This is a genomic window from Nonomuraea sp. NPDC050680 (assembly GCF_040654555.1).
Classification (GTDB): Bacteria; Actinomycetota; Actinomycetes; order Streptosporangiales; family Streptosporangiaceae; genus Nonomuraea.
Window position 1 is genome coordinate 427,893 of sequence record NZ_JBFAIF010000001.1, and the last position, 21,895, is coordinate 449,787.

The 21,895-nt window shown below is 69.9% G+C and carries 23 protein-coding genes, 1 pseudogene and 1 riboswitch; of the genes and pseudogenes, 15 read left to right on the forward strand and 9 right to left on the reverse strand.

The genetic code is table 11. From position 1 onward, the window contains the following. Positions 1-28 precede the first annotated feature (28 nt). Positions 29-1,093 (reverse strand): SMI1/KNR4 family protein, encoded by a 1,065-nt coding sequence (locus AB0H88_RS02065; protein ID WP_357640054.1) that lies wholly within the window; start codon positions 1,091-1,093, stop codon positions 29-31. Positions 1,094-1,150: 57 nt separating this feature from the next. On the opposite strand from AB0H88_RS02065, the gene AB0H88_RS02070 reads away from it, so the two are divergent. Then, complete coding sequence (locus tag AB0H88_RS02070; protein ID WP_357640056.1) at positions 1,151-2,152, forward strand: aldo/keto reductase family protein; 1,002 nt, start codon at positions 1,151-1,153, stop codon at positions 2,150-2,152. 66 nt (positions 2,153-2,218) lie between these two features. Here the strand turns inward: AB0H88_RS02070 and AB0H88_RS02075 are convergent, their stop codons facing one another. Continuing rightward, a complete protein-coding gene (locus tag AB0H88_RS02075; RefSeq protein WP_214637851.1) occupies positions 2,219-2,425 on the reverse strand; it encodes a hypothetical protein in 207 nt (68 codons plus the stop codon). A gap of 569 nt (positions 2,426-2,994) precedes the next feature. On the opposite strand from AB0H88_RS02075, the gene AB0H88_RS02080 reads away from it, so the two are divergent. Continuing rightward, positions 2,995-4,056 (forward strand): bifunctional adenosylcobinamide kinase/adenosylcobinamide-phosphate guanylyltransferase, encoded by a 1,062-nt coding sequence (locus AB0H88_RS02080; RefSeq protein WP_357640059.1) that lies wholly within the window; start codon positions 2,995-2,997, stop codon positions 4,054-4,056. A gap of 33 nt (positions 4,057-4,089) precedes the next feature. Here AB0H88_RS02080 and AB0H88_RS02085 read toward each other — a convergent pair whose 3' ends face one another. Beyond that, positions 4,090-4,890 carry an ATP-binding cassette domain-containing protein gene (locus AB0H88_RS02085; RefSeq protein ID WP_357640062.1) on the reverse strand — a complete coding sequence of 267 codons (801 nt, stop codon included), beginning with the start codon at positions 4,888-4,890 and terminating at the stop codon, positions 4,090-4,092. Between the two features lie 314 nt (positions 4,891-5,204). On the opposite strand from AB0H88_RS02085, the gene AB0H88_RS02090 reads away from it, so the two are divergent. Next, positions 5,205-6,047: an adenosylcobinamide-GDP ribazoletransferase gene (locus AB0H88_RS02090; protein ID WP_357640064.1), complete on the forward strand. Its 843-nt coding sequence runs from the start codon at positions 5,205-5,207 to the stop codon at positions 6,045-6,047. On the opposite strand, the gene AB0H88_RS02095 is transcribed toward AB0H88_RS02090, so the two are convergent. Both AB0H88_RS02095 and AB0H88_RS02100 read right to left on the reverse strand, forming a co-directional pair. Further along, positions 6,022-6,234 carry a hypothetical protein gene (locus AB0H88_RS02095; RefSeq protein ID WP_357640067.1) on the reverse strand — a complete coding sequence of 71 codons (213 nt, stop codon included), beginning with the start codon at positions 6,232-6,234 and terminating at the stop codon, positions 6,022-6,024. The two genes, AB0H88_RS02090 and AB0H88_RS02095, sit on opposite strands and share 26 nt — an antisense overlap. Continuing rightward, the gene (locus AB0H88_RS02100; protein WP_357640069.1) at positions 6,231-6,578 is read right to left on the reverse strand and encodes a GntR family transcriptional regulator; all 348 of its coding nucleotides are present in this window, start codon (positions 6,576-6,578) and stop codon (positions 6,231-6,233) included. The genes AB0H88_RS02095 and AB0H88_RS02100 overlap by 4 nt, the downstream gene beginning before the upstream one ends. Before the next feature lie 105 nt (positions 6,579-6,683). Between AB0H88_RS02100 and AB0H88_RS02105 the strand changes: the two genes are divergently transcribed. Genes AB0H88_RS02105 through sucB form a run of 3 tightly spaced genes read left to right on the forward strand, consistent with a single transcriptional unit; the run spans position 6,684 to position 11,110 of the window. Next, positions 6,684-8,183, forward strand: coding sequence for a leucyl aminopeptidase (locus tag AB0H88_RS02105; protein WP_357640071.1), 1,500 nt, complete (start codon positions 6,684-6,686; stop codon positions 8,181-8,183). 51 nt (positions 8,184-8,234) lie between these two features. Further along, positions 8,235-9,599 carry a dihydrolipoyl dehydrogenase gene (gene lpdA, locus AB0H88_RS02110; protein ID WP_357640073.1) on the forward strand — a complete coding sequence of 455 codons (1,365 nt, stop codon included), beginning with the start codon at positions 8,235-8,237 and terminating at the stop codon, positions 9,597-9,599. Between the two features lie 38 nt (positions 9,600-9,637). Beyond that, complete coding sequence (gene sucB, locus AB0H88_RS02115) at positions 9,638-11,110, forward strand: 2-oxoglutarate dehydrogenase, E2 component, dihydrolipoamide succinyltransferase (RefSeq protein ID WP_357640075.1); 1,473 nt, start codon at positions 9,638-9,640, stop codon at positions 11,108-11,110. A 53-nt stretch (positions 11,111-11,163) separates the two neighbouring features. Here the strand turns inward: sucB and AB0H88_RS02120 are convergent, their stop codons facing one another. Both AB0H88_RS02120 and AB0H88_RS02125 read right to left on the reverse strand, forming a co-directional pair. Further along, positions 11,164-12,483, reverse strand: a complete 1,320-nt coding sequence (locus AB0H88_RS02120; protein WP_357640077.1) for a DUF6596 domain-containing protein — start codon at positions 12,481-12,483, stop codon at positions 11,164-11,166. Then, positions 12,480-12,827: a YciI family protein gene (locus tag AB0H88_RS02125; RefSeq protein ID WP_357640080.1), complete on the reverse strand. Its 348-nt coding sequence runs from the start codon at positions 12,825-12,827 to the stop codon at positions 12,480-12,482. The genes AB0H88_RS02120 and AB0H88_RS02125 overlap by 4 nt, the downstream gene beginning before the upstream one ends. A 307-nt stretch (positions 12,828-13,134) precedes the next feature. After that, positions 13,135-13,276: riboswitch (cyclic di-AMP (ydaO/yuaA leader) on the forward strand. Positions 13,277-13,537: 261 nt separating this feature from the next. Here AB0H88_RS02125 and AB0H88_RS02130 point away from each other — a divergent pair. The 4 genes and pseudogenes from AB0H88_RS02130 to AB0H88_RS02145 all read left to right on the forward strand — a co-directional run. Continuing rightward, entirely contained in the window at positions 13,538-14,035 is a 498-nt protein-coding gene (locus AB0H88_RS02130) for a CHAP domain-containing protein (protein WP_357640083.1), read from the forward strand. A 105-nt stretch (positions 14,036-14,140) separates the two neighbouring features. Next, a complete protein-coding gene (locus AB0H88_RS02135) occupies positions 14,141-14,770 on the forward strand; it encodes a LysE family translocator (RefSeq protein ID WP_357640085.1) in 630 nt (209 codons plus the stop codon). 86 nt (positions 14,771-14,856) lie between these two features. After that, a complete protein-coding gene (locus AB0H88_RS02140; protein WP_357640088.1) occupies positions 14,857-15,384 on the forward strand; it encodes an AAA family ATPase in 528 nt (175 codons plus the stop codon). 25 nt (positions 15,385-15,409) lie between these two features. Continuing rightward, positions 15,410-15,673, forward strand: a pseudogene (locus AB0H88_RS02145) (transposase); the annotation flags it as partial. A 27-nt stretch (positions 15,674-15,700) separates the two neighbouring features. On the opposite strand, the gene AB0H88_RS02150 reads toward AB0H88_RS02145, so the two are convergent. Together AB0H88_RS02150 and AB0H88_RS02155 are read right to left on the reverse strand one after the other, a co-directional pair. Next, positions 15,701-16,477, reverse strand: coding sequence for a RidA family protein (locus tag AB0H88_RS02150; RefSeq protein WP_357640091.1), 777 nt, complete (start codon positions 16,475-16,477; stop codon positions 15,701-15,703). 146 nt (positions 16,478-16,623) lie between these two features. Continuing rightward, positions 16,624-17,289 carry an NAD(P)-binding domain-containing protein gene (locus AB0H88_RS02155; RefSeq protein WP_357640094.1) on the reverse strand — a complete coding sequence of 222 codons (666 nt, stop codon included), beginning with the start codon at positions 17,287-17,289 and terminating at the stop codon, positions 16,624-16,626. 90 nt (positions 17,290-17,379) lie between these two features. On the opposite strand from AB0H88_RS02155, the gene AB0H88_RS02160 reads away from it, so the two are divergent. From AB0H88_RS02160 to AB0H88_RS02180, 5 genes are all read left to right on the forward strand, one after another. Further along, positions 17,380-17,742 (forward strand): helix-turn-helix domain-containing protein, encoded by a 363-nt coding sequence (locus AB0H88_RS02160; RefSeq protein WP_357640097.1) that lies wholly within the window; start codon positions 17,380-17,382, stop codon positions 17,740-17,742. Positions 17,743-18,210: 468 nt separating this feature from the next. Then, positions 18,211-19,104, forward strand: a complete 894-nt coding sequence (locus AB0H88_RS02165; RefSeq protein WP_357640099.1) for a TIGR01777 family oxidoreductase — start codon at positions 18,211-18,213, stop codon at positions 19,102-19,104. Positions 19,105-19,154: 50 nt separating this feature from the next. Then, positions 19,155-19,892: a peptidase E gene (locus AB0H88_RS02170; RefSeq protein WP_357640102.1), complete on the forward strand. Its 738-nt coding sequence runs from the start codon at positions 19,155-19,157 to the stop codon at positions 19,890-19,892. A 38-nt stretch (positions 19,893-19,930) separates the two neighbouring features. Further along, entirely contained in the window at positions 19,931-20,623 is a 693-nt protein-coding gene (lipB, locus tag AB0H88_RS02175; RefSeq protein ID WP_357640105.1) for a lipoyl(octanoyl) transferase LipB, read from the forward strand. Between the two features lie 81 nt (positions 20,624-20,704). Next, the gene (locus AB0H88_RS02180; protein WP_357640107.1) at positions 20,705-21,817 is read left to right on the forward strand and encodes a hypothetical protein; all 1,113 of its coding nucleotides are present in this window, start codon (positions 20,705-20,707) and stop codon (positions 21,815-21,817) included. Positions 21,818-21,895 lie beyond the last annotated feature (78 nt).

The following is a 21,895-nucleotide window of genomic DNA, read 5'->3' on the forward strand; positions in this document are numbered from 1 at the left end:
CGCGGTTCGCTCCGGCTTCTCGCCGTTCTCACTCCGCTTTCTCCCAGCGCAGCACCCCTCGCGTGACCGTGGGCCGCCAGCCGTCGAACTCCGTACGGTTCTCCAGGCTGTCGGCGACGGTCGCCATCAGCGCGTAGTAGGAGGGCAGGCGCGGGCTCATGCCGGAGACCGTGTCGTCCCAGCCGACCTTGCCGCCGATGGAGTCGACCACGGCGTACTCGAGGTCCCCTCTCTCACGCTGACCGAAGGTGAGGAAGGGGATCGTCCGGCCGCGCCACCACCCGATCGCCGGGTCGGTGCCGTGGTTCGCACAGAGAGCCCGCCAGGTGTCCCTGATGTCGCGGATGCCGAGGTTGACGGCGCCGTCGAACCAGGCGCCGAAGCCGAAGGCGCCGGTTCCTCTGGAGCCGTTGTGGCGCAGCAGCGAGGCGCGCAGGCTGTCGGGGAAGTCCACGCCCATCTGCGACTCGGCGACGGCGATCGTCTTGGCGCGCCCCGGACGGCCCAGCGTCGCGTACGTCTTGGGCGCGTTGGCCTTCAGCCACCGTTCGACGCGCCGCCACTGGCGGTCGACCGCGCGTTTCACCTTCGGGTCCAGCGGCCGGACGGTGACCGGCCGCGGCTCGGGGTGGCAGAACGGATCGGGTACGACGGGCGAAGGCGTCGAGGACGCTGGGTCGGGAGCGAGCTCGTCAGGAGTGGGCCGGGCGGACGTGGGCTCAGCGGTGGCGAGCTCGTCAGGAGCGGCTTCGGCGGTGGCGGCCATGGCTGAGCGCCTCGCGGCGTCGCGGAACATCTCGCCGACAGGGTCTTCCTCCCGGTCGTGGATCGGCATTCCCATGAGCACGAACACCCCGAAGACCACCGCGGTCAGCGCGCCCACACCGAGCAGCGCCACCACCGGCCGCGCCTTGCCACGCACCCGATAACGCGCCAGATCAGCCCTGCCGGGGCGGCCCAGGATCAGCTCGGGGCCGGTCGGCTCCGGCCCTTGCTCCGTCCCTTGCTTCAGGCTGCGGGCCCGGCGGCGCAGCCGTACCGCTATCGCGGTCAGGATGGCCGCGGTCAGCGCCAGCCGTACGAGCTTCAGCACGTCGCGCACCCTATCCCGATTTAGATCACTTCATGAGACGGGCCTAAGGTCGGATCTATGGAATTCCGTACCCTCGGTCGCAGCGGTCTCAAGGTCAGCGAGATCAGCTACGGCAACTGGCTCACCCATGGCTCCCAGGTCGAGGAGGACGCCGCCAAGCAGTGCGTGCAGGCGGCGCTCGACGAGGGCATCACGACGTTCGACACCGCCGATGTCTATGCCGGCACCAAGGCCGAGTCGGTCCTCGGCCGGGCCCTGAAGGGCGTACGCAGGGAATCGCTGGAGATCTTCACCAAGGTCTACTGGCCGACCGGCCCCGGCCCGAACGACCGCGGCCTGTCCCGCAAGCACATCACCGAGTCCATCCACGGGTCGCTGCGGCGTCTGCAGACCGACTACGTCGACCTGTACCAGGCGCATCGCTTCGACTTCGAGACGCCGCTGGAGGAGACGCTCAAGACCTTCGACGATCTCGTACGGCAGGGCAAGGTCCTCTACATCGGCGTCAGCGAGTGGACGGCCGACCAGATCGCCCAGGCGCTGAAGATCGCCGACGACATGGGCTTCGACCGGATCGTGTCCAGCCAGCCCCAGTACTCGATGCTCTGGCGCGTCATCGAGCCGGAGGTCGTACCGCTCAGCGAGCGTGAGGGGATCGGCCAGATCGTCTGGTCGCCCATCGCGCAGGGCGTCCTGACCGGGAAGTACCTGCCCGGCCAGGCCCCGCCGGAAGGCTCCAGGGCGACCGACTCGGCCGGCGGCGCCGACATGATCGCCCGCTTCATGAACGACGACGTCCTCACCCGCGTCCAGGAGCTCAAGCCGATCGCCGCCGACCTGGGCCTCACCATGGCGCAGCTCGCGGTCGCCTGGGTCCTGCAGAACCCGAACGTCGCCAGCGCCATCGTCGGCGCCTCCCGCCCGGAGCAGGTGCGCGACAACGTCAAGGCGGTCGGGGTCAAGCTCGACTCCGACGTGCTGGAGCGGATCGACTCCGTGCTCGGCCCGGTGGTCGAGCGCGATCCCGCCAAGACGGCCAGCCCGCCGAAGCGCCCATAACATCCCCGGCAGCAAAAACCCCTTGAGCGACAATGACGCTCAAGGGGTTTTTCATTTCTCCTTGTTTCACTCCGGACGCAATGACAATCCCGTGTATTCGACCCGGTCCTCGTCGAGCAGCGCCACCTGCTCGACCCCGGATTCCAGCAGCTCACCCCAGTTCTCGCCAAGCCAGGACTCCGCGTCCGCCTGGCTCGGAAAAACTTCTCGCGGCAAAGGGCGATCCGTCACCTCACCACCATTTGCATTTTCATAACGCCACCGCCATGTCATGCCATACGCTCCTTTTCCGCGGGTTCGCCGACGCACCCTCCGACGGCACTGGAACCTTACTCCCGAGCTTGGAGGTCAATCGATGCTGCGCGCGTATCGTGTGGCGGCGAAAGTCGCCTTCGGAGCGGCTCGCGCGGCGACGAGAGTCCCCCTCGGGTGGCTTGCGCGGCGAGGAGAGTCCCCCTCCGGGGCGGCCGCCTTCCTCGCCACCCCCTTCCCCCGCCCTCGCCGCACCCACCGTCTTACCTGCCGTCGCCGCGCCCTCCGTCGATCGCGCCATCGCCGCATCCTCCGCCGGCCCCAACCGCCCGTGGAGGGGCTGACGAAGTGCGTGACGGGCGCGGAGAACGCCTCCATGGCCCAACCACTGGCCTCGGCCGCCAAGGCCCGTGTGAACGCTCAGGGGGACGTGGTGGCGATCAACGCCCACCCGGCCAGGGCCGGCGCCGGCACCGACCTCGACGCCTCCACCCCGCCCGGTGAAACCGACCTCGACGCCTCCGCCTCGCCCGGCGAAACCGGCAGTTCCGCTGCGGGCGGGATGCCGAGGGCTATGTACGCTCGGCCCGGTGAAACTCCTTCTCGCCGGTACCGCGGGCCGCACGGGCTGGCCGGAGCCGGGTTGCCCGTGCGCCTCGTGTGCCGGGCTTCCCGCCGGCCATCGACGACCGTTCGAGCTCGTCGTCGACGGTGTGGCGCGCTTCCCGTTCTACGACGTGCCGCCCGGTTACCGGACCCTGGCCGGCGGTCACGGCCTGGAGGGCCACGACGGCACCCGCCTGCTGTACGCGCCCCCAACCGCGACGGCAGCCCAGGATGCAGCGGGGCCCTCAGCCGCCACGACGGTCCCGGAGGCGGCCCCGGAGGCAACAAAGGCCCCGGCTGGCCCGTACGACATCGTGCTGGTCGATCCGCTCGACCGGCCCGAGCGGATCGGGCTTCTGCGGCAGGCGGGCCTGGTGGCCGGCGGCACCCAGGTGGTGGCCGTCGGGCTGGACCACCGGGTCAGATCCGAAGAGGAGCTGTCGCGGCGGCTCGCCCTGTGGAACGTACGAGCAGTGCCGGACGGGACGACGCTCGACACCGCACTCACCGCTCCACCGGCTCCGGCACAGCCAAGAAGGGCCCTGCTGCTGGGCGGTTCCCGTTCGGGCAAGTCGGCGGAGGCCGAGCTACGACTGGCCGCCGACCCTTATGTCACCTATGTCGCCACCGGCTCGCGCGGCGAAGGCGACGGTGAGTGGGCGGCGCGGGTGCGAGCCCACCGGGAGCGCAGGCCCGCGCACTGGGCGACGGTGGAGACCACCGACCTGGCGGGGGCGATCCGCGCGGCGACGACACCGCTGCTGGTCGACGGGCTGGGTACGTGGCTGGCGGCGGTGTTCGACGAGTGCGGCGCCTGGGACGGCGATCGGGCGCCGGTCGCCGCGCGCTGCGATGAGCTGGTGGCGTCGTGGCGGGGTACGACCCAGCGGATCGTGGCCGTGTCGGACGAGGTGGGCATGGGCGTGGTGCCCGCGACGGCCAGCGGCCGGGCGTTCAGGGACGAGTTGGGGCGGCTCAATGAGCGCCTCGCCGACGAGTCCGAACATGTCGCCCTCGTGATCGCCGGTCGCCCAGTGCGCCTGTGACACCGGGATACGCGATGCCGGCGTGCGGCCGGCCTAGTGGCGGATCGCTCTGGCGTACCAGCGACCCTCCATGCGGTCGACGTGCAGGGGGCGGCCGAAGCAGTCGGACAGGTTGGCCGGCGTGAGGACGTCCGTGACCGGCCCCGACGCCAGGACGCGCGCGTCGCGCATGAGCATGGCGTGGGTGGTCGTGGCGGGTACCTCCTCCAGGCGGTGGGTCACCGTCACCGTGGTGAGCACCGGCCTGGTCGTCGCCAGGTCCTCCACCGCCTCGATGAGATCCTCGCGGGCCGGCAGGTCGAGGCCGGCGAACGGCTCGTCGAGCAGCAGCACCGCCGGGTCCGCCATGAGCGACCTGGCCACCCTGATCCTGGCCCGCTCGCCCTGGGAGCACACCCGGAACAAGCGCTCGGACAGGTCCTTGCAGCCCACGTCCCCCAGCAGGCGCAGTGCGCGGTCCCGCTCGGCGTCGCCGTACTTGTCCCAGAGCGGGGCGCTCGTGCCCGTGTGGCCGGTGAGCACCACGGTGAGGGCGGTGGCGCCTTCCTCTTCCAGGAGTTCCTCGTCGATCAGCCGCTGGCTGGAGGCCACCAGGCCGATGTGGCGCCGCAGGGAGCGTACGTCGGACCGGCCGAGCCGGTGGCCGAGGACGCTGACCGTGCCCTCCGTCGGGTGTCGTACGGCGGCGGCCAGCGAGAGCAGCGTCGTCTTGCCGGCACCGTTGGGCCCGAGCACGGCCCAGTGCTCGCCGTACTCCACTCGCCAGTCGACCGCACTCAGCAGCGACTTGCCGGCGACCCGGACTCCTACGCCTTCGAGTTCAACAACGTGCATCCGGCCACCCTAGTGGCCGCCCCCGGACTCCCTCAGCGTCCGATGGGTGGGTGTTATTGCTATTTTTACGGCCGGCCCGGTGAGCCCCACCCGCCATATGCGGCTGAGGTCTGTCCAGGGGCACGCTCCTCCGGTTCACCGGGCTGGGCGCCGTGACGTGCGTCTTCTTGGCCCCGGTCCGTGGACGCGCCGACACCGTAGGGAGCGTGCGCGCTTTCTTGACCTGGTCCGTGGACACGCCGACACCGTAGGAGGAGCGTGCGCGGCTTGTTGGCCCGGCCCGGGGACGCGTCGGCAATCGTAGGGAGGGCGTGATGGACGGGGTGCGGTTCGCGATCGGGACGCTGAGTGTGTTCCCGGTCCGGGTGACACGTGTCGATCGCCAGGTGGTGGGGCGGGCGATGGTGCTGGCCCCGGCCGTTGGGCTGGTGCTGGGCGGCGTGGCCTGTCTGCCGTTGCTGCTCCCGGGGCCGCCGTTGCTGGGTGCGGCGCTCGCGCTCGGGCTGCTGGCCGTGCTGACGCGAGGGCTGCACCTGGACGGCCTGGCGGATCTCGCGGACGGGCTGGGCAGCGGAAAGCCCGCCCCTCAGGCGCTCGACATCATGAAAAAGTCGGATATCGGGCCGTTCGGCGTGATCACCCTGGTGCTGACGCTGCTCATCCAGGCGACCGCCCTTTCCGGGCTCGCGCCGACAACCCAGGCGATCGCCCTTTCCGGGCTCGGGTCGACATCCCTGACGACCGCGCTGTCCTGGCTCGGGCCGCCCGCCCTGATGACCGCCCTTTCCGGGATCGGGCCGGCCGCCCTGGTGACCGCCTGCGTCACCGGCCGGTTGGCGCTCACCTGGGCCTGCCGGTCGACCGTTCCCGCCGCCCGCCCCGACGGGCTCGGCGCGCTGGTCGCGGGCACGGTACGGCCGGGCGCCGCCTGGGCGGCCACCGCCCTGGCCCTGGCGGCGGCAGCGGGCCTCGGCCTGGTGGCGGGACAAAGGATGGTCTACGTCCTCCCGCTCGGCGTGGTGGCCGGGCTCGTGGCGGCGTCGCTCCTGCTCCGCCATGCCAGGCGGCGCCTGGGCGGGGTCACCGGTGACGTGCTGGGGGCGCTCGTCGAGACCGCCACGGCCACCACGCTCACGATCTGCGCCGTACTCGGATGACGGACGCGGCCTGCCGTACCACTGCTGACGGCAAGGCAGTGAAGGACCGCTCGCCGTCGGGCACGAGACCCGATCTCCAGTGCGCGGCCAGCGGGTCGGGCAGCCGGTCGCGCAGCGCGAGCGGAGCCGCGACCAGCGCGGCGGCCACGACCAGTCCCCATGCGGCGGCGGCGAGTCGCGAGATCATGGCAGCTCCTCCAGCATCGTGATGAGGTCTTCGCGGCGGTAGCCGAGTCTTGTGGCCTCCTCCAGCAACTCGCGGGCCCGCTGCAGGAGCAGCGCCCGCCCGTCGGCCCGGCCCGCGACGCTGACGCCGCGCCCCCGCCTGAACTCCAGCAGCCCCTCGTCTCGCAAATCGCGCAGGGCGCGCAGCACCGTGTTGGGGTTGATGCCGAGCGCCTCGGCCAGGTCACGGGCGGGTGGCAGCCGGTCTCCCGGCGCGTACGTGCCCTCGCCGAGGGCACGGCGGATCGCGCCGGCCACCTGCTCGTGGAGGGGACGCGCGTCGTTGAGATCCAGGGTCAGCAGCATGGTGCTAATGACACTAACACCAAGTCGTCTTGATCGCGCGTCGCCGAATGGTAGGATGAACCCCTGTTTGTGAGTACCTCTAAACCCTGGATAGCATCGGTTTACGTGACCACTGTGCGGCTGAACTCAGCAGATCCAGTCTCTTTCGACACCGACGCGCTGATCGTCGGGTTCCGGTCCGGCCCCGAAGGCCCTCACCCCGCCACCGGCGCCGAGTCCCTCGACGCGGCCTTCGGCGGCAGGCTCGCCGCCACGCTCACCGCCGTCGGCTTCTCCGGCAAGCCCGGAGAGCTCGCCAAGGTGCCCGTGTTCGGCGCCATCGCCGCTCCGCTGCTGGTCGCGGTCGGCCTCGGTGGCTCCGCCAAAGCCGACACCACGGCCGACGCCGAGACCCTGCGCCGCGCCGCGGGCGCCGCCGTACGGTCCCTCGCCGGCACCGCCCGCGCCGCGCTCCTCCTGCCCGCCGAATCGGCCGACCAGGCCGAGGCCGTGGCGCTGGGTGCGCTGCTGGGCGCCTACGGATTCTCCCGCTACCGCACCAACGGCGAGGTGAAGGAGCCTGTGGGCGACCTCACCGTACTGTCAGCGAATGGAGCGGATGGATCCGACGGGATCGCCGGTCGCGCCTCCGTGCTCGCCGAGTCGGTCACGCTCGTCCGCGACCTGGTCAACACGCCGCCCTCCGACCTGTGGCCGGCCAAGTTCGCCGAGATCGCCGAGCAGCGCGGCGGCGCGGCCGGGCTGAGCGTCGAGGTGCTCGACGAGAAGCAGCTCAAGGACGGCGGCTACGGCGGCCTCATCGGCGTCGGCCAGGGCTCGGTCAACCCGCCGCGCCTGGTCCGCCTCTCCTACACCCACCCCGAGGCCACCAAGACGCTGGCGTACGTGGGCAAGGGCATCACGTTCGACTCCGGCGGCCTGTCGCTCAAGCCGTCCGCCTCCATGGACTGGATGAAATCCGACATGGGCGGCGCGGGCGCGGTCCTGGGCGCCCTGATCGGCGTCGCCCGCCTCGCCCCGAAGGTCAACGTCGTCGGCTACCTCTGCCTGGCCGAGAACCTGCCCAGCGGCACCGCGCAGCGTCCCTCCGACGTCATCCACAGCTACAGCGGCAAGACCGTCGAGGTGCTCGACACCGACGCCGAAGGCCGCCTGGTCCTGATGGACGGCATCGCCCGCGCCGCCGAGGACTCCCCCGACCTGATCGTCGACGTGGCCACCCTCACCGGCGCGCAGATCGTCGCACTCGGCTGGCGCACGGCCGGCGTCATGGCCAACGACGACGCCGTACGCGAGCTGGTCGTCGAGGTGGCCGGCGCCGCGGGCGAGGGCGCCTGGGGCATGCCGCTGCCGGAGGAACTGCGCAAGGGCCTCGACTCCCCGATCGCCGACATCGCCAACCTCCAGCCAGAACGCTGGGGCAGCATGCTGGCCGCGGGCATCTTCCTGAAGGAGTTCGTGCCCGACGGGGTGCGCTGGGCGCACATCGACATGGCCGGACCCGCGTTCAACAAGGGCGAGCCGCACGGCTACACGCCGAAGGGCGGCACCGGGGCCATCACCCGCACGCTCATCGGACTGGCCGAGCGGCACGCGAGCATCTGAAACAAATGAAAAGATGACGGCATCACGAACACCCCGACAAGGAGCCTGACTGTGGCCTACGACATCGTCGTCCTGGGAGGCGGCAGCGGCGGATACGCCTGCGCGCTACGGGCGGCTGAGCTGGGCAAGACGGTCGCCCTGATCGAGAAGGACAAGATCGGCGGCACCTGCCTGCACAGGGGATGCATCCCCACCAAGGCCCTGCTGCACTCGGCCGAGGTCGCCGACGAGACCCGCGAGAGCGAGACGTTCGGCGTCAAGGCCCGCTTCGACGGCATCGACGTGCCGGCCGTCCACGCGTTCAAGGACAAGATCGTCACCCGCGCCTGGAAGGGCGTGCAGGGCCTGCTCAAGGGCGCCGGCGTGACGATCGTCGAAGGCGAGGGCCGCCTGGTCGGATCGCACCGGATCCAGGTGGGCTCCGAGGTCTACGAGGGCCGCGACATCGTCCTGGCCACCGGCTCCGCGCCCAAGTCGCTGCCCGGCCTGGACATCGACGGCGAGCGCGTCATCACCAGCGAGCACACGCTGAGGATGGACCGTGTGCCCACCTCGGTGATCGTGCTGGGCGGCGGCGTCATCGGCGTCGAGCTGGCCAGCGTCTACCGCTCGTTCGGCGCCGAGGTCACGATCGTCGAGGCGCTGCCCCACCTGCTGCCGACCGAGGAGGAGTCGAGCTCCAAGCTGCTGGAGCGCGCCTTCCGCCGCCGCGGCATCAAGTACGAGCTCGGCGTCTTCTTCGAGGGCGTCAAGACCACCGACACCGGCGTGGTCGTCACGCTCGCCAACGGCAAGACCCTCGACGCCGAGCTGCTGCTGGTCGCGGTCGGCCGCGGCGCCGTCTCGGCCGGGATGGGCTTCGAGGAGCAGGGCATCAGGGTCGAGCGCGGCGCGGTCGTGGTCGACGAGCACTGCCAGACCTCGATCCCCGGCGTCTACGCCATCGGCGACCTGATCCCCACCCTCCAGCTGGCCCACGCCGGGTTCGCCGAGGGCATCATGGTGGCCGAGCACATCGCCGGGCTCAACCCGCCCGCCATCGACTACGCGGGCGTGCCGCGGATCACCTACTCCGACCCCGAGGTCGCCTCGGTGGGCATCACGTCCGCGCAGGCCGCCGAGCGCGGCATCGAGATCGTCGAACAGGTCTACGACCTCGCGGGCAACCCCAAGAGCCAGATCCTCGGCACCGCGGGTGCCGTCAAGGTCATCGCCCAGAAGGACGGCCCCGTGGTGGGCGTCCACATGGTGGGCCGCCGCATCGGCGAGCTCGTGACCGAGGGTCAGCTGATCTACAACTGGGAGGCGCTGCCCGCGGAGGTCGCCCAGCTCATCCACGCCCACCCGACCCAGTCCGAGGCCGTCGGTGAGGCGATGCTGGCCCTGGCCGGCAAGCCGTTGCACGTACACAACTAATTCAAGCCCTCGAAATCAGAACGCGAGAGAAGATAACGATGCCGGTCTCTGTACAGATGCCCCAGCTCGGCGAGAGCGTCACCGAGGGCACGGTGACCCGTTGGCTGAAGAAGGAGGGCGAGCGCGTCGAGGCCGACGAGCCGCTCCTCGAAGTGTCGACCGACAAGGTCGACACCGAGATCCCGTCGCCGTCCGCCGGCGTGCTCACCAAGATTGTCGTTGCTGAGGACGAGACCGTCGAGGTCGGCGCCGAGCTCGCCGTCATCGACGAGAACGGCCAGGCCGGCGGCGCCGCCACGCAGGAGGCCGCGCCGGCGCCCGCCGCGCAGCCCGAGCCGCAGCCGGAGCCCGAGCCGGCCCCGGCTCCCGCGCCGGTCTCCTCGATCCCGCAGCCCGCTCCTGCCCAGGCCCCCGCCCCCGCCCCTGCGCCCGCTCAGGCTCCCGCTCCGGTGCAGCAGGCTCCGGCCGCTCCGGCGCCCGCTCAGCAGGCCCCGGCCGCCACCGAGCCGACCCCGCTGCCGTCCTCGGGCGACAGCCCCTACGTGACGCCGCTGGTGCGCAAGCTCGCCAACGAGCACGGTGTCGACCTCGAGGCGATCACCGGCACCGGCGTGGGCGGTCGCATCCGCAAGCAGGACGTCCTGGAGGCCGCCAAGTCGCAGCGCGAGCAGGTCGCAGCGCCGGCTCCCGCCGCCGCACAGGCCGCTCCGGCTCCCGCCGCCGCATCCGCTCAGGCCGCGCCGGCTCCGGTCGCCGCCGCTCCCGAGCCCGTCGAGGTCGACACCACGCTGCGCGGCCGTACGGAGAAGATGTCGCGACTGCGGCAGACCATGTCCAAGCGCCTGGTCGAGTCGCTGCAGACCGCGGCCCAGCTCACCACGGTCGTCGAGGTCGACGTCACCAAGATCGCCCGGCTGCGTGACCAGGCGAAGGCCGACTTCCTGCGCCGCGAGGGCGTCAAGCTGTCGTTCATGCCGTTCTTCGAGATGGCGGCCATCGAGGCGCTCAAGCAGCACCCGAAGCTCAACGCCACGATCAACAACGAGACCATGGAGGTCACCTACTTCGACGTCGAGCACCTGGGCCTCGCGGTCGACACCGAGCGCGGCCTGATCGCGGCGGTCATCAAGAACGCCGGCGACCTCAACCTGGCCGGCCTCGCCCGCAAGACCGCCGACCTGGCCGAGCGCACCCGCGCCAACAAGGTGACGCCCGACGAGATCACCGGCGGCACGTTCACGCTGACCAACACGGGCAGCCGCGGCGCCCTGTTCGACACGCCGATCCTGAACCAGCCGCAGGTCGGCATGCTCGGCACCGGCGCCGTCGTGAAGCGTCCCGTCGTGATCGACACCGCTGAGGGCGAGGTCATCGCCGTTCGGTCGATGGTGTACCTGGCGCTGACGTACGACCACCGCCTCGTGGACGGCGCTGACGCGGCCCGCTTCCTGACCACCGTGAAGCGGCGCCTCGAAGAGGGTCGTTTCGAGGCGCAGCTGGGCCTGGCGTAGTTCACGGCGCGCCAGGGCCGGGGATCACCTTCCTCGGCCCTGGCTGAGCCTTGTCACGCTTGGCCGGTTAGACGCCCGGTGAGGAAGGCCCGCTCAACCTCGTTGTCGGTCAGCTCCAGCGCCTGCCGGTAAGCGGCCGCCGACTCGTCCGTACGGCCGAGTCGGCGAAGCAGGTCTGCCTTGATCGCCGGTAGGTACTGGTACCGGGAGAGCCGGCCATCCTGCTCCAGCGCCTCCACCAGCGTCAGTGCGACCGCCGGTCCATGGAGCATCGACACCGGAACGGTCCGGTTCAGCGCGACGACCGGTGAGGGCCAGAGCGCCAGCAGCCTGTCGTACAGTGCCACGATCTGTGGCCAGTCCGTCTGCTCGTACGAGGGCGCTTCGGCGTACAGCGAGGCGATCGCCGCCTGCAGCAGGTAGCGCCCCGCGCGGCCGCCGCGCAGCCCGGCCACGATCAGCTCGTGCGCCTCGGCCAGCGCACTGCGGTCCCACAGCGAGCGATCCTGCTCCTCAAGCCGCAGCAGCCGGCCGTCAGCGCCGGTCCGGGTCGCGCGCCGGGCGTCGGTGACCACGAGCAGTGCCAGCAGCCCGCCGACCTCGGGCTCGTCGGGCATGAGCTCTCGCAGCGCGCGGGCCAGGTGCAGCGCGCGGTCGGCCAGGTCGGTGCGCATGAGCGCCGGGCCGGAGGGCGCCGTGTGCCCGGCGGTGAACAGCAGGTGCAGGACGCCGAGTACGGCTGCCAGCCGGTCCGGCAGCTCCGCCGGGCGCGGCACCCGGTAGGGGATGCGGGCGACGGAGATCTTCTTCTTCGCTTGGGTGATCCGGGCGGCCATGGTCTGCTCCGACACCAGCAGTGCCCGGGCGACGTCCGGTGTCGGCAGCCCGCACACCAGCCGCAGCGTGAGCGCGAGCTGCGCCTCCTGCGCGAGCGCGGGATGGCAGCAGGTGAAGATGAGTCGCAGCCGTTCATCGGGTACGGCACCTTCCAGTTCCACCGCGTCCCCCTCTTCTCGATCCCCCTCTTTTTGGTCTCCCTCATCTCCTTCCGTCAGCCTGTGCGGAGCGAGCTCGTCGGGCTCCACCAGCAGCGGCAGCTTCGACCGGAAGGTCCGCTCGCGGCGGATCGCGTCCATCGCCCTGCGCTTGGCCGTGGTGGTGAGCCACGCGGCGGGGTTGGCGGGGATTCCATGGCGTTCCCAGGCCGAGAGCGCCACGGCATACGCCTCCTGAACGCACTCCTCAGCCAGGTCCAGATCCCGCGCGACGCGCACGGTCGCGGCGAGCACGAAAGCCCACTCGCGCCGATGCGCGTCGGCGACCGCCTGCCCCGCGTCCGCCTCTGCCTGTCCCGCGTCCGCCGCGGCCGTCATCGGGCGATGGGCGCGATGCCGCCTGCGACAGGACGCACCTCGACACCGCCACGGCCCCACTGGACGGCGGGGTTACGACGCGCCAGGTCCAGGGCGGCGTCCAGGTCGGGGGCCTCGATGACGCAGACGCCGGCGATGACTTCCTTGGAGTCGATGAAGGGGCCGTCAGTGACCACGTCGCCGCGCAACGAGGTGGCGGTGTCGGCGGACCGCAGCGCGTACGCTGCGATCATGGCGCCGGAGTCGACGAGATCGTCGGCGTGCCGCTGGCTCGCCGCCTGCTGCTCAGGGGTGTAGTCGCCGGCTTCGGCGTTGTCGAAGATGAGGATCGCGTACTGGGCCATGAGGGTCTCCCTGGCTGTATGACTGGTCGGTACGCCTCTACGTCGGACGGGCGACGCGATTTCGACAGACCGTAGGCGAACTTTCTCCGGATGCGCCCTGGCACGACATCAACAAGGTGCCCCCGCCACTTGACGGATCGACGAGCTGGGCGGGCCTGGCGTGGCGATTTCATTGCGATGGAATTACCCAGGTCAGGGGTGCGTTGTACCCATCTGTGCGCCTGGCCTAGACAGTGAGCATCCCTCCCGGCCGCGCCGCCAATGTCCGAGTACGGACGTCATACCCATCACATGCATCACAGGAAATCACCTGTGACCGCTGAACCCGCCTGTGCGCGGGACCGGGGACCCATGTCTCGATCGGGGCTAATCGGCACATCAATGTGCCGTAGGGCAGCTTCCACGCCCGAGCCCGTCAGCTAACCCGGTAAGCGGAATGGAAGCAAGGAGTAATCATCATCATCCGCACCCCCAAGATCAACTACGCCAAGATCGCGCTCGGCGCGACCATCACCGCCGCCGCCCTCGGCACCCACACCGCGGCGAACGCCGACACGGCGGCCACGGCCCCCACACGGCACGCCGCCACCGCCCAGGCCGCTCAGGCCGCCCCCGCCACCGCCCAGGCCGCTCAGGCCGCCCCCGCCACCGCCCAGGCCGCTCAGGCCGCCCCCGCCTCCGCGCAGGGCGGCAGGAACGGCGAGGCCAAGGTGAACGTCACCGCCCAGCAGGTCCTGAACCTGGCCAAGGCCCAGGTCGGCACGTCCGAGGACGCCAACGGCGGCGGCACCAAGTTCCAGCAGTGGTACGTGAACTCACCCCGCGCCGCCGAGACCGTCCAGCGTGACGGCGGCACCAGGCAGGACTACCTGAACGCCGCCTGGTGCTCGATGTTCGTCTCCTGGGTCGGCGAGGAGAGCGGCGCCCGCTCCCAGGTCGGCTGGGACGCCTACACCGTGGCCCACGCCAAGTGGTTCGCCGGCAACCACCGCTGGGGCACCGTGGCCAAGCCCGGCGCCGTGGTCTTCTACTCCTGGAGCGGCAGCAAGGACTTGAGCTCCATCAGCCATGTCGGCTTCGTGATCAAGGACAACGGCGACGGCACGATCTCCACGATCGAGGGCAACACCGGCAACGGCAAGGTCGAACAGCGCGTCCGTCCCACCTCCCAGGTCGTCGGCTACGGCTACCCGCGCTACGCCGCCTGACCGTTCCTGATCAGTGAACGTGAGTTGCGCCGGCGTGCCCCGAACGGTGTTGGTCGCGCCGGCCCCGGAGCCGCGCGCCGACACCGGAGGTGGAAAGATCATCACATGCCGATCGATCCGCACCTGCTCGCCGTTTTCACGGCGACCACCATCGTCGCTCTGATCACCCCCGGACCCGACATGCTGTTCGTGCTGGGATGCGGTCTGCGGGGTGGCCCCCGCGCCGGGCTACTGGCGACGGTCGGCGTGATCACAGGTGACGCGTTGTACATCGCCGCGGCCGCCGCCGGGCTCGCCGTACTGCTGACGACGTTCCCGGTCGTGTTCACGGTGCTACGGCTCGCCGGCGCCGCGTACCTGATCTACCTCGGGGTCCAGATGATCCGCAACCGCAAGAACAGCCAGGCCGAGGATCCGGCCAGCCGCGGAATGTCCGGCCGGCGTGCCTTCCTCAACGGTGTGGTCTCCTCCATGGCCAATCCGCAGACGTTCACGTTCATGATCGCCTTCCTTCCCCAGTTCATCGATCCCGCGGCGGGGCCGGTCTGGCTGCAGTTCGCCATCCTCGGCGCCATCCTGATCGTCCTGGAGTTCCTGGCCGACGCGACGGTCGGCGTGCTGGCCGGGCGGATCGGCGGCTGGCTGCGCGGCCGTCAGGCGGTGCGCCGCCGGATCGACGCGGCGACCGGGAGCGTGTTCATCGGTTTGGGCGTCACCCTCGCGGCCGAACGCTGACCGGCTGCGGCCCGGTCGGCGAAGGAACTCGGCCTCCGCCATCCACGTGGCCCCGCCCTGTCGGCCGGCTCTCTATGATCAAGCCGGTGGTAGATCAACCGGCCGGTGGGCTCGCGCCTCTGTACCTGCTCGCGGGCGCTCCCGCCGCGGGAAAGACGACCCTGTTGCCGTACCTGCTGCGGGCGGCGGACGGGCTGGTCGTGATGGACATGGATGAGCTGCTCGAAGACGGCGCGCTGCTCGGGGTGACCATCGCCGACCCGCGGGCCGCTCTCGTGTGGCCCGCGTACGACCGGCTGTGGGCGCGGATCGTCACCATGGTGCGGCGGGCCGGGCATCCGGTGCTGTTGCTGTGCCCTGTCCCCGATCCCCCGGAACTCGCACCGGCGGGACGGTGGGACGATCCGGCCCATTGGGCCGTACTGGACTGCCCCGACGAGGTGCGACTGGACCGCCTGCGGGCGCGCGGCTACGCGCGAGAGTGGATCGAGGACGCGATGGCGGACGCCGCGCAGGCACGCGCGCTGATCCCGATGGTGTTTGCCGAAGAGGGTGAAGACGTAGCCGACCTGGCTGCGCGGATCCTCTTGTGGGCGCGTCACCGTCCTGTGTGACGACAAAGCCCGACGCCATCCAGGCCACGACCAATACCTGCGCCGACGCGGCATCCGCCACACCATCCCCGAGAAGAGCGACAGCCAGGCCGCCCGCCTGCGCAAAGGATCACGCGGCGGACGGCCACCCGCCTTCGATAGGGACCGCTACAAAAAGCGCAACACCGTCGAGAGGGCCATCAACAAGCTCAAACAGTCACGGGCCATGGCCACACGGTATGACAAGCGCGGCTACGTCTTCCTCGGCACCGTCGCTGTCGCAGCCACCGTCCTGTGGCTCCGCTCATGACCGGCCTTCATGACCGGCGGACGGCATTTACCGCGCCGCGACAGCCTCGACTTCCAATAGCCACGCTTCGTCGTAGATACCCGTGATGATGACCGTCAGAGCCGGAGCGTGGTCGCCGAGTACCTCCTGCCGGATGGCGGAGTTCTCCTCCCGATACGCCCTGTCTGACAGGAACGTGGTCACCTTGACCAGGTCGGACAGACCCATCCCGTGATGAGCCAGCGCAGCCGCCAGGTTGGCCCAGACCTGGCGGCACTGCGCGGCAAATCCGTCTGGGAGGCTGCCGTCCGGCGCCACCGGAATCTGTCCGGAGACTTGGACCAGGCGTGCAGGGGCGCTGATCTCGTACGAGTGACGGTAGCCGCCACCACCAGGGACTATTGGGCCAGGGGTAATCATGTGCAGATCTTGACAGCACAGCAAATCCGCAGCAACCGAGATAACCCGCACTGACGACCGCGACGCATTAGCCCGTCCTCTTGATCGCCCGGACAGACCCTCTAGTGCGTCGACCTGGCTGACCGCGGCAAGGCTCTGGGCCGGGCCGCCGACCTCGACGCAGATCACATCCAGCGGCGCGACCCACGAGTCATGGTCGAGGTTGAGCTGGACCAGGGGCTGCCAGGCCCAGCCCGGCACCCCGCCGTCCACCCCGCCCGGTCCGGACAGGTGATGCCACTGACGTCCCGGGCTGGTCTCGGCATACGGGCGCGGATGCGTACTCGCGTCGATCGCGAACGTCAACGCCCGGTCGGCCAGGCGATGAGCCACCAGCAGGTCCCGGACCTTCTCGGCCGTGACCACGCCCTCCGACAGCTGCCGATCATGAGAAAGCGTCTCTATCAGTAGTTAGCGATCTCCGGCAGCGGGTGAGTCATGGCGGGGGTATCAGGGGTGAACCAGAGGGCCGTGAAGGCCGGAGTCACGACCCTCTCCGGTGGGCTGCTGGCTTAGTCGGTCGTCGTCTGTGCTGCTCGAAGGAGTGCCGGATCCACATCGGGAACGGCGAGCCTCGGGTTGTAACCCGCCGCGACGACTCTCATGACGAAGCCGGCGGCCTCCTCCAGTTGCCGGGCGCTGCCGAGCCCACCGACCACCGCGGGCCGGGCACCAAGATCTTGGATAAGCGCCGCAGCGCGATCGAGAGCGCTTGGCTCGTCGCCGCAGATCGCCACGACCGGCGCTGACTCCTGCGGACCCACGTACGGCCACGAGGCTCCTGCGAACAGGTGGAGCGCCTTCACCACGTGTGCACCCGGAGCCGTGTGCGCCACGAGTGCCGCCGCCGAGCCGGATGTCGGCTTCAGCTCACAGGTTGTGTAGTCGACCGGGTTGGTGCAGTCGATCACGGCCTTGCCGGCCAGTGACCCCTCGGGGGCGCCGACGAGAGACAGCGCCGCCTCCAGCCCTTCCCAAGCGACCGCCACCACGAGCACGTCGATCTGAGTTGCGAGTTCTGTGGGGTCGACAGCCTTCGCCATAGGGCCGATCTGGTCGGCGGCCTCCTTGGAGCGCAGGGGGTCGCGCCCTGCCACGAATAGTGAGTGACCTGCCGGAGCCCAGGCTCGGCCGAGCGCGACGGCGAGGTTTCCGGTGCCCAAGATTCCTACGTTCACAGTGATCTCCTCTGTTTCGAGCTGTGTTCCTGGGACGCTACGAACGGAGCTCCTACCGTTTGGTAGGAGACCGATGCGATACTGGGTTTCGTGCTCGAGGGGTCCTGTCAGACATTCGTCTCCGATTGCCAGGTGCGCGCGGCGGCCGAACTCATCAGCCACGCTTGGGATCCTGTCGTGCTCTCGGCCCTGCGCCTGGGGCCAACGCGACGCAAGGAACTGCTCACGACGATCGCGGGAGTCAGCGACAAGGTGCTGACTCAGGCGCTACAACGTCTCCAGGCACGCGGGCTCGTCGTGAGAGACAACAGCGCCGATCAAGCGTCAACGCACACAGGCGCGGTCTACCGGCTCTCCAAGCTGGGGGAATCGTTCACAAACGGCCCCCTGGCGCAACTCGCGCAGTGGGCCGCCGAAAATCAAGACGATCTCGTCGGCCGGTCAGCAACATAATGACCACCAGCGAGTCCGTCAGGGTCGACCGCGTGAAGTCGTTAAACGCAAGACCGTACGGTTGGTGCGTTCACGACCATCCGCCGAACGGCGATGCCGGGGCTGCGCCCAGGACCGCCGCCGTGTCGATCAGCTTCTCTCCCGGTAGGCGCGGCGGACCGCATCGCGGTGGGGGCCCCGTACGGCCGCCCGTTGCCTTGGGCTCGGCCTAGGCATCACCTGCCCCATCTGGACAACAATCGAAGCCGTGGGCGAAGCGCGCGGCGGAGCCGCGTCTCGGGAAGACGCCCGAGCGAAGCGAGGTCCTACAGGGGTCGGGCCCATGGCCCGACTGGAAGCAAACGCCTGAGCCCCGAAAGCGCGAAGCGCCGACCTGCGAAGCCCGTTGTGGCGGGCGGGCATCAGACGGCCGACACTCCAGGCGGGTAACGGGCGGGTGGCGGCAGGCCCTCGGCGTAGTGTGGAGGTATGGCGATCATCGTTACGGGGGCGTCCGGGCTGCTCGGGGGGCCGTTGGTGGACGCGCTTCAGGGGCAGGGGCAGCGGGTTGTCAGGATGGTGCGGCGGCCTCCGGAGAGCGATGAGGAGGCCTACTGGGAGCCTCGGGACGATGTGATCGATCTTTCGGTGCTCGAAGGGGCCGAAGGAGTCGTACATCTGGCCGGAGCGCCCATCGCCGACAAGCGCTGGAGCGAGGCGTACAAGCGCGAGCTGGTGCGGAGCCGGGTCGACGGGACTCGGGTGCTCGTCAACGCGTTGCGGCAGCTGTCCCAGCCTCCTGAGGTGCTCGTGTCGGCCTCTGGGGTGGACTTCTACGGTGATACCGGAGATCGGGTCATCGATGAGTCCCAGGGGAAAGGCACCGGGTTTCTGGCTGATCTGTGCGAGCTCTGGGAAGGTACGGCCAGGGCCGCCGAGGAGATCGGTGTCCGGACCGCGCAATTGCGTACCGGGCTCGTGTTGAGTGGGCGGGGTGGGGCGCTTGGGCGGATGCTGCCCATTTTCAAGATGGGGCTCGGCGCGCCGCTCGGGAGTGGGAAGCAGTACTGGTCCTGGATATCCGAGGACGACTGGGTTCAGGCAGTACTACATATCCTGAAAAATCGGGAATTGGTGGGGCCGGTTAATCTGACTTCGCCCAATCCTGTCAGCAATGCGGAGTTCACCACCACGCTCGGGAAAGCCCTGCGTAAGGGCACCGTGCCGATGCCCGTCCCGGCCTTCGCGCTGAGCATCGGCCTGGGAGAGTTCGCGCGGGAAGGGCTCTTGCCCAGTCACCGGATTCTGCCTGGGAAACTGTCCGGCAGCGGCTACGGATTCACCCATAACCATCTCGACGAGGCCTTGAGCGACATAATCTAGCGCCCTATTCTTAGGTGCTGTTCATCCTTTACCACGCGGGAGATACCAACATGACCAGGTCGGGCCAGTCGCACATTCTTGCCATCGGCGGTGGGTCGTTCCGCCCGACGGCGCGTCACGGTTTTCTGGAGGCGAGCCCGCTGCTGCGCTACGGCCTCGACCTGACCGGCCAGGATCGGCCGAAGCTGGGGCTGGTCGCCACCGCCATGGGCGACGACGCCGACTGGCTGCTGAAGATGTACGGCGCCTTCGCCGGATGGGACGTCGAGCTGAGCCATCTGACGGTGTTTCCGATGCCCAATGTCAAGGATCCGCGGGCGTGGATGCTCGAGCAGGACATGATCTATGTCAGCGGTGGCAGCGTGGCCAACCTGGCGGCCCTGTGGCGGCTGCACGGCTACGACGAGGCGTTCGAAGAGGCCTGGCGGTCGGGCGTGGTGCTGTCCGGGCAGAGCGCGGGCGCGCTGTGCTGGCACGTCGGCGGCAACACCGACTCCTTCGGCCCCGAGCTCAACGTGTGGGCCGACGGTCTGGCCTTCCTGCCCTACTCGTGTGGAGTCCACTACAACTCCGATCCGCAACGCCGGCAGCTGCTGCACCAGTCGGTGGCCAGCGGCGAGCTGCCCGAGGGCTACGCCGCCGACGAGGGCGTGGCGCTGCACTACGTGGGCACCGATTTCATTCAGGCCGTAACCACCGATCCGGCCGGATACGCCTACAAAGTCGAGCATGACGGGGCCGAGGGGGCAAAGGAGTTCCGGATCGAGCCTCGGCTCCTGGCTTCCTGAATTACCCTGGATGGGTGAGGGAACGGCACAATGGACCCATGCGCCCCAAGCACGGGGTCGACCCCCACGCATTGGCCATCGTCCGTCTCGGTGTCGACGTCCCCTACGAGCAGGCTTGGCAGCTGCAACGCTGGGTGCACGGCAAACGGGTGGCCCGGGAGCTGACCGACACGGTTCTGCTGCTGGAGCACGCGCCCGTCTACACGGCGGGCAAGCGCACCGCCCCGCACGAACGCCCCTCCGACGGCACCCCCGTGATCGACGTCGACCGCGGGGGCCGCATCACCTGGCACGGTCCCGGCCAGCTCGTCGCCTACCCGATCGTCGAGATCGACGACGTGACCCGCTACATCTGCCGGCTCGAAGACACGATGATCCAGATCTGTGCGGACTTCGGCGTCACGGCCAGGCGGGTGCCGGGCTGGGCCGGGGTCTGGGCCGCGGGCGACACCAGCCTCGGCCTGCCCGACCGCCAGCTCGGCGCCGTGGCCATCCGCGTCTCACGCGGCGTCACGATGCACGGGTTCGCGCTCAACTGCGCCAATGATCCCCGGTGGTTCAGCCGGATCGTCCCGTGCGGCATCCCGAATGTGGGCGTCTCCTCACTGTCCGCCGAGACGGGCAGGCGGATCGTGGTCGAGGAGGTCATGCCGATCGCCGAGAAACGGCTGGCCGAAGCGCTGGGCTTGGAGCCGTACGACCTGCACGAGGAAGACCTCATGCGCCGCTGACTTACAGCTGACCCATGACGGGCCCACGGCCGGTCGCCGAAACGCGGTGAAATCTGGCATTCGCCTGTTTACGATCAGCCTGTGAAGCGGTCTGTGAAGCACTCTGCGACCTGGCTCGCGGCTCTGGTCCTCGCTCTCGTCGTGCACACCCTGACGCTGGCCTTCGTCGTGCTGGGCGGATGGACGATCGTGGTCAACGCCCAGCTCGTCCCGGCGTGGGCGCTCGGCGCCCTGCTGATCGCCATCGGGTGGATGCTGCGGCCGCGCCTCGGTCGCCTGCCCGCCGACGCCGAGGTCCTCGACCCTTCCGCCGCCCGGCAGGTGTACGGCTTGGCGGAGCGGGTGGCCGACCGGATCGGCGTCAAGCGTCCCCAGAAGGTGGCGGTCAGGGATCTGGTCCTGAGCTCCACGTACACGCGCACCGGCCCGCTCAGGGTGCCCGTGCTGGTCATCGGGCTGCCCTCGTGGCTGGCTCTGTCGCCGCGGCAGCGGGTCGCGCTGCTGGCCAGGGCGTACGCGGAGCTGCCGACCGGCGGCGAGCTCATCGTGGACGGCGCGCTGTCGACGCTGGGCGCATGGCGGGAGGCGCTCATCGGAGCGGCACCACTGCGTGCGCGCGAGGCCGCCCACACGCAGATGGCCACCTCGCTCGGCGTACTGAACACCAACAGCACCGGCTACGAGGCGGTCAGCTTCCTGGGCCGGATCGTCGGGCGGGTGCTCGGCGGCCCGCTGCTGCTCACCGAGTACTGCCTGAAACGGCTGGCCCACTCCGACGACGCCCGCAGGCAAGAACGGCGGCAGGCGAGGGCCCTGCGCGTCCTGACGGCCGAGGAACTGACCGAAATCGACGAGCTGCTGGCCAGCGGCAAGTACGTCGCCCCCATGCAGGCGGCGGCCCTGCGCGGCGAGAGCGTGGCGTCGATCAGGCAGACCGCGCTGCTGGCCCCCTACGGCGTCCGCGCCACCGCGCCCGGCTCCGCACTGCCCCGCTCCGTGCCGTCCAACTCCGTGCTGTCCAACTCCGTGCCGTCCAACTCCGTGCCGTCCAGCTCGGAGCCGTCCAACTCGGAGCCGTCCAACTCCGTGCCGTCCAGCTCGGAGCTGCTCGGCTCGGCCGAGTCGGACCGGATCGACGACGAACTGCTCCGCCACTACACCCGCGCCATCCGCAGCTTCGGCCTGGTCATCTGAGCCGGCCGAATCATCCGATGACCCGGAGAATGACGGCCCTGGCGTGAGGGAGGTTGGGGCGAGACGTAAGCTGGGTCG

What these genes read in the sequence shown, in the direction of transcription:
- AB0H88_RS02070 (WP_357640056.1), top strand. Translation starts at nt 1,151, where the DNA reads ATGGAATTCCGTACCCTCGGTCGCAGCGGTCTCAAGGTCAGCGAGATC.
- AB0H88_RS02075 (WP_214637851.1), bottom strand. Translation starts at nt 2,425, where the DNA reads ATGACATGGCGGTGGCGTTATGAAAATGCAAATGGTGGTGAGGTGACG.
- AB0H88_RS02085 (WP_357640062.1), bottom strand. Translation starts at nt 4,890, where the DNA reads ATGCACGTTGTTGAACTCGAAGGCGTAGGAGTCCGGGTCGCCGGCAAG.
- AB0H88_RS02090 (WP_357640064.1), top strand. Translation starts at nt 5,205, where the DNA reads ATGGACGGGGTGCGGTTCGCGATCGGGACGCTGAGTGTGTTCCCGGTC.
- AB0H88_RS02095 (WP_357640067.1), bottom strand. Translation starts at nt 6,234, where the DNA reads ATGATCTCGCGACTCGCCGCCGCCGCATGGGGACTGGTCGTGGCCGCC.
- AB0H88_RS02100 (WP_357640069.1), bottom strand. Translation starts at nt 6,578, where the DNA reads ATGCTGCTGACCCTGGATCTCAACGACGCGCGTCCCCTCCACGAGCAG.
- sucB (WP_357640075.1), top strand. Translation starts at nt 9,638, where the DNA reads ATGCCGGTCTCTGTACAGATGCCCCAGCTCGGCGAGAGCGTCACCGAG.
- AB0H88_RS02120 (WP_357640077.1), bottom strand. Translation starts at nt 12,483, where the DNA reads ATGACGGCCGCGGCGGACGCGGGACAGGCAGAGGCGGACGCGGGGCAG.
- AB0H88_RS02125 (WP_357640080.1), bottom strand. Translation starts at nt 12,827, where the DNA reads ATGGCCCAGTACGCGATCCTCATCTTCGACAACGCCGAAGCCGGCGAC.
- AB0H88_RS02135 (WP_357640085.1), top strand. Translation starts at nt 14,141, where the DNA reads ATGCCGATCGATCCGCACCTGCTCGCCGTTTTCACGGCGACCACCATC.
- AB0H88_RS02165 (WP_357640099.1), top strand. Translation starts at nt 18,211, where the DNA reads ATGGCGATCATCGTTACGGGGGCGTCCGGGCTGCTCGGGGGGCCGTTG.
- AB0H88_RS02170 (WP_357640102.1), top strand. Translation starts at nt 19,155, where the DNA reads ATGACCAGGTCGGGCCAGTCGCACATTCTTGCCATCGGCGGTGGGTCG.
- lipB (WP_357640105.1), top strand. Translation starts at nt 19,931, where the DNA reads ATGCGCCCCAAGCACGGGGTCGACCCCCACGCATTGGCCATCGTCCGT.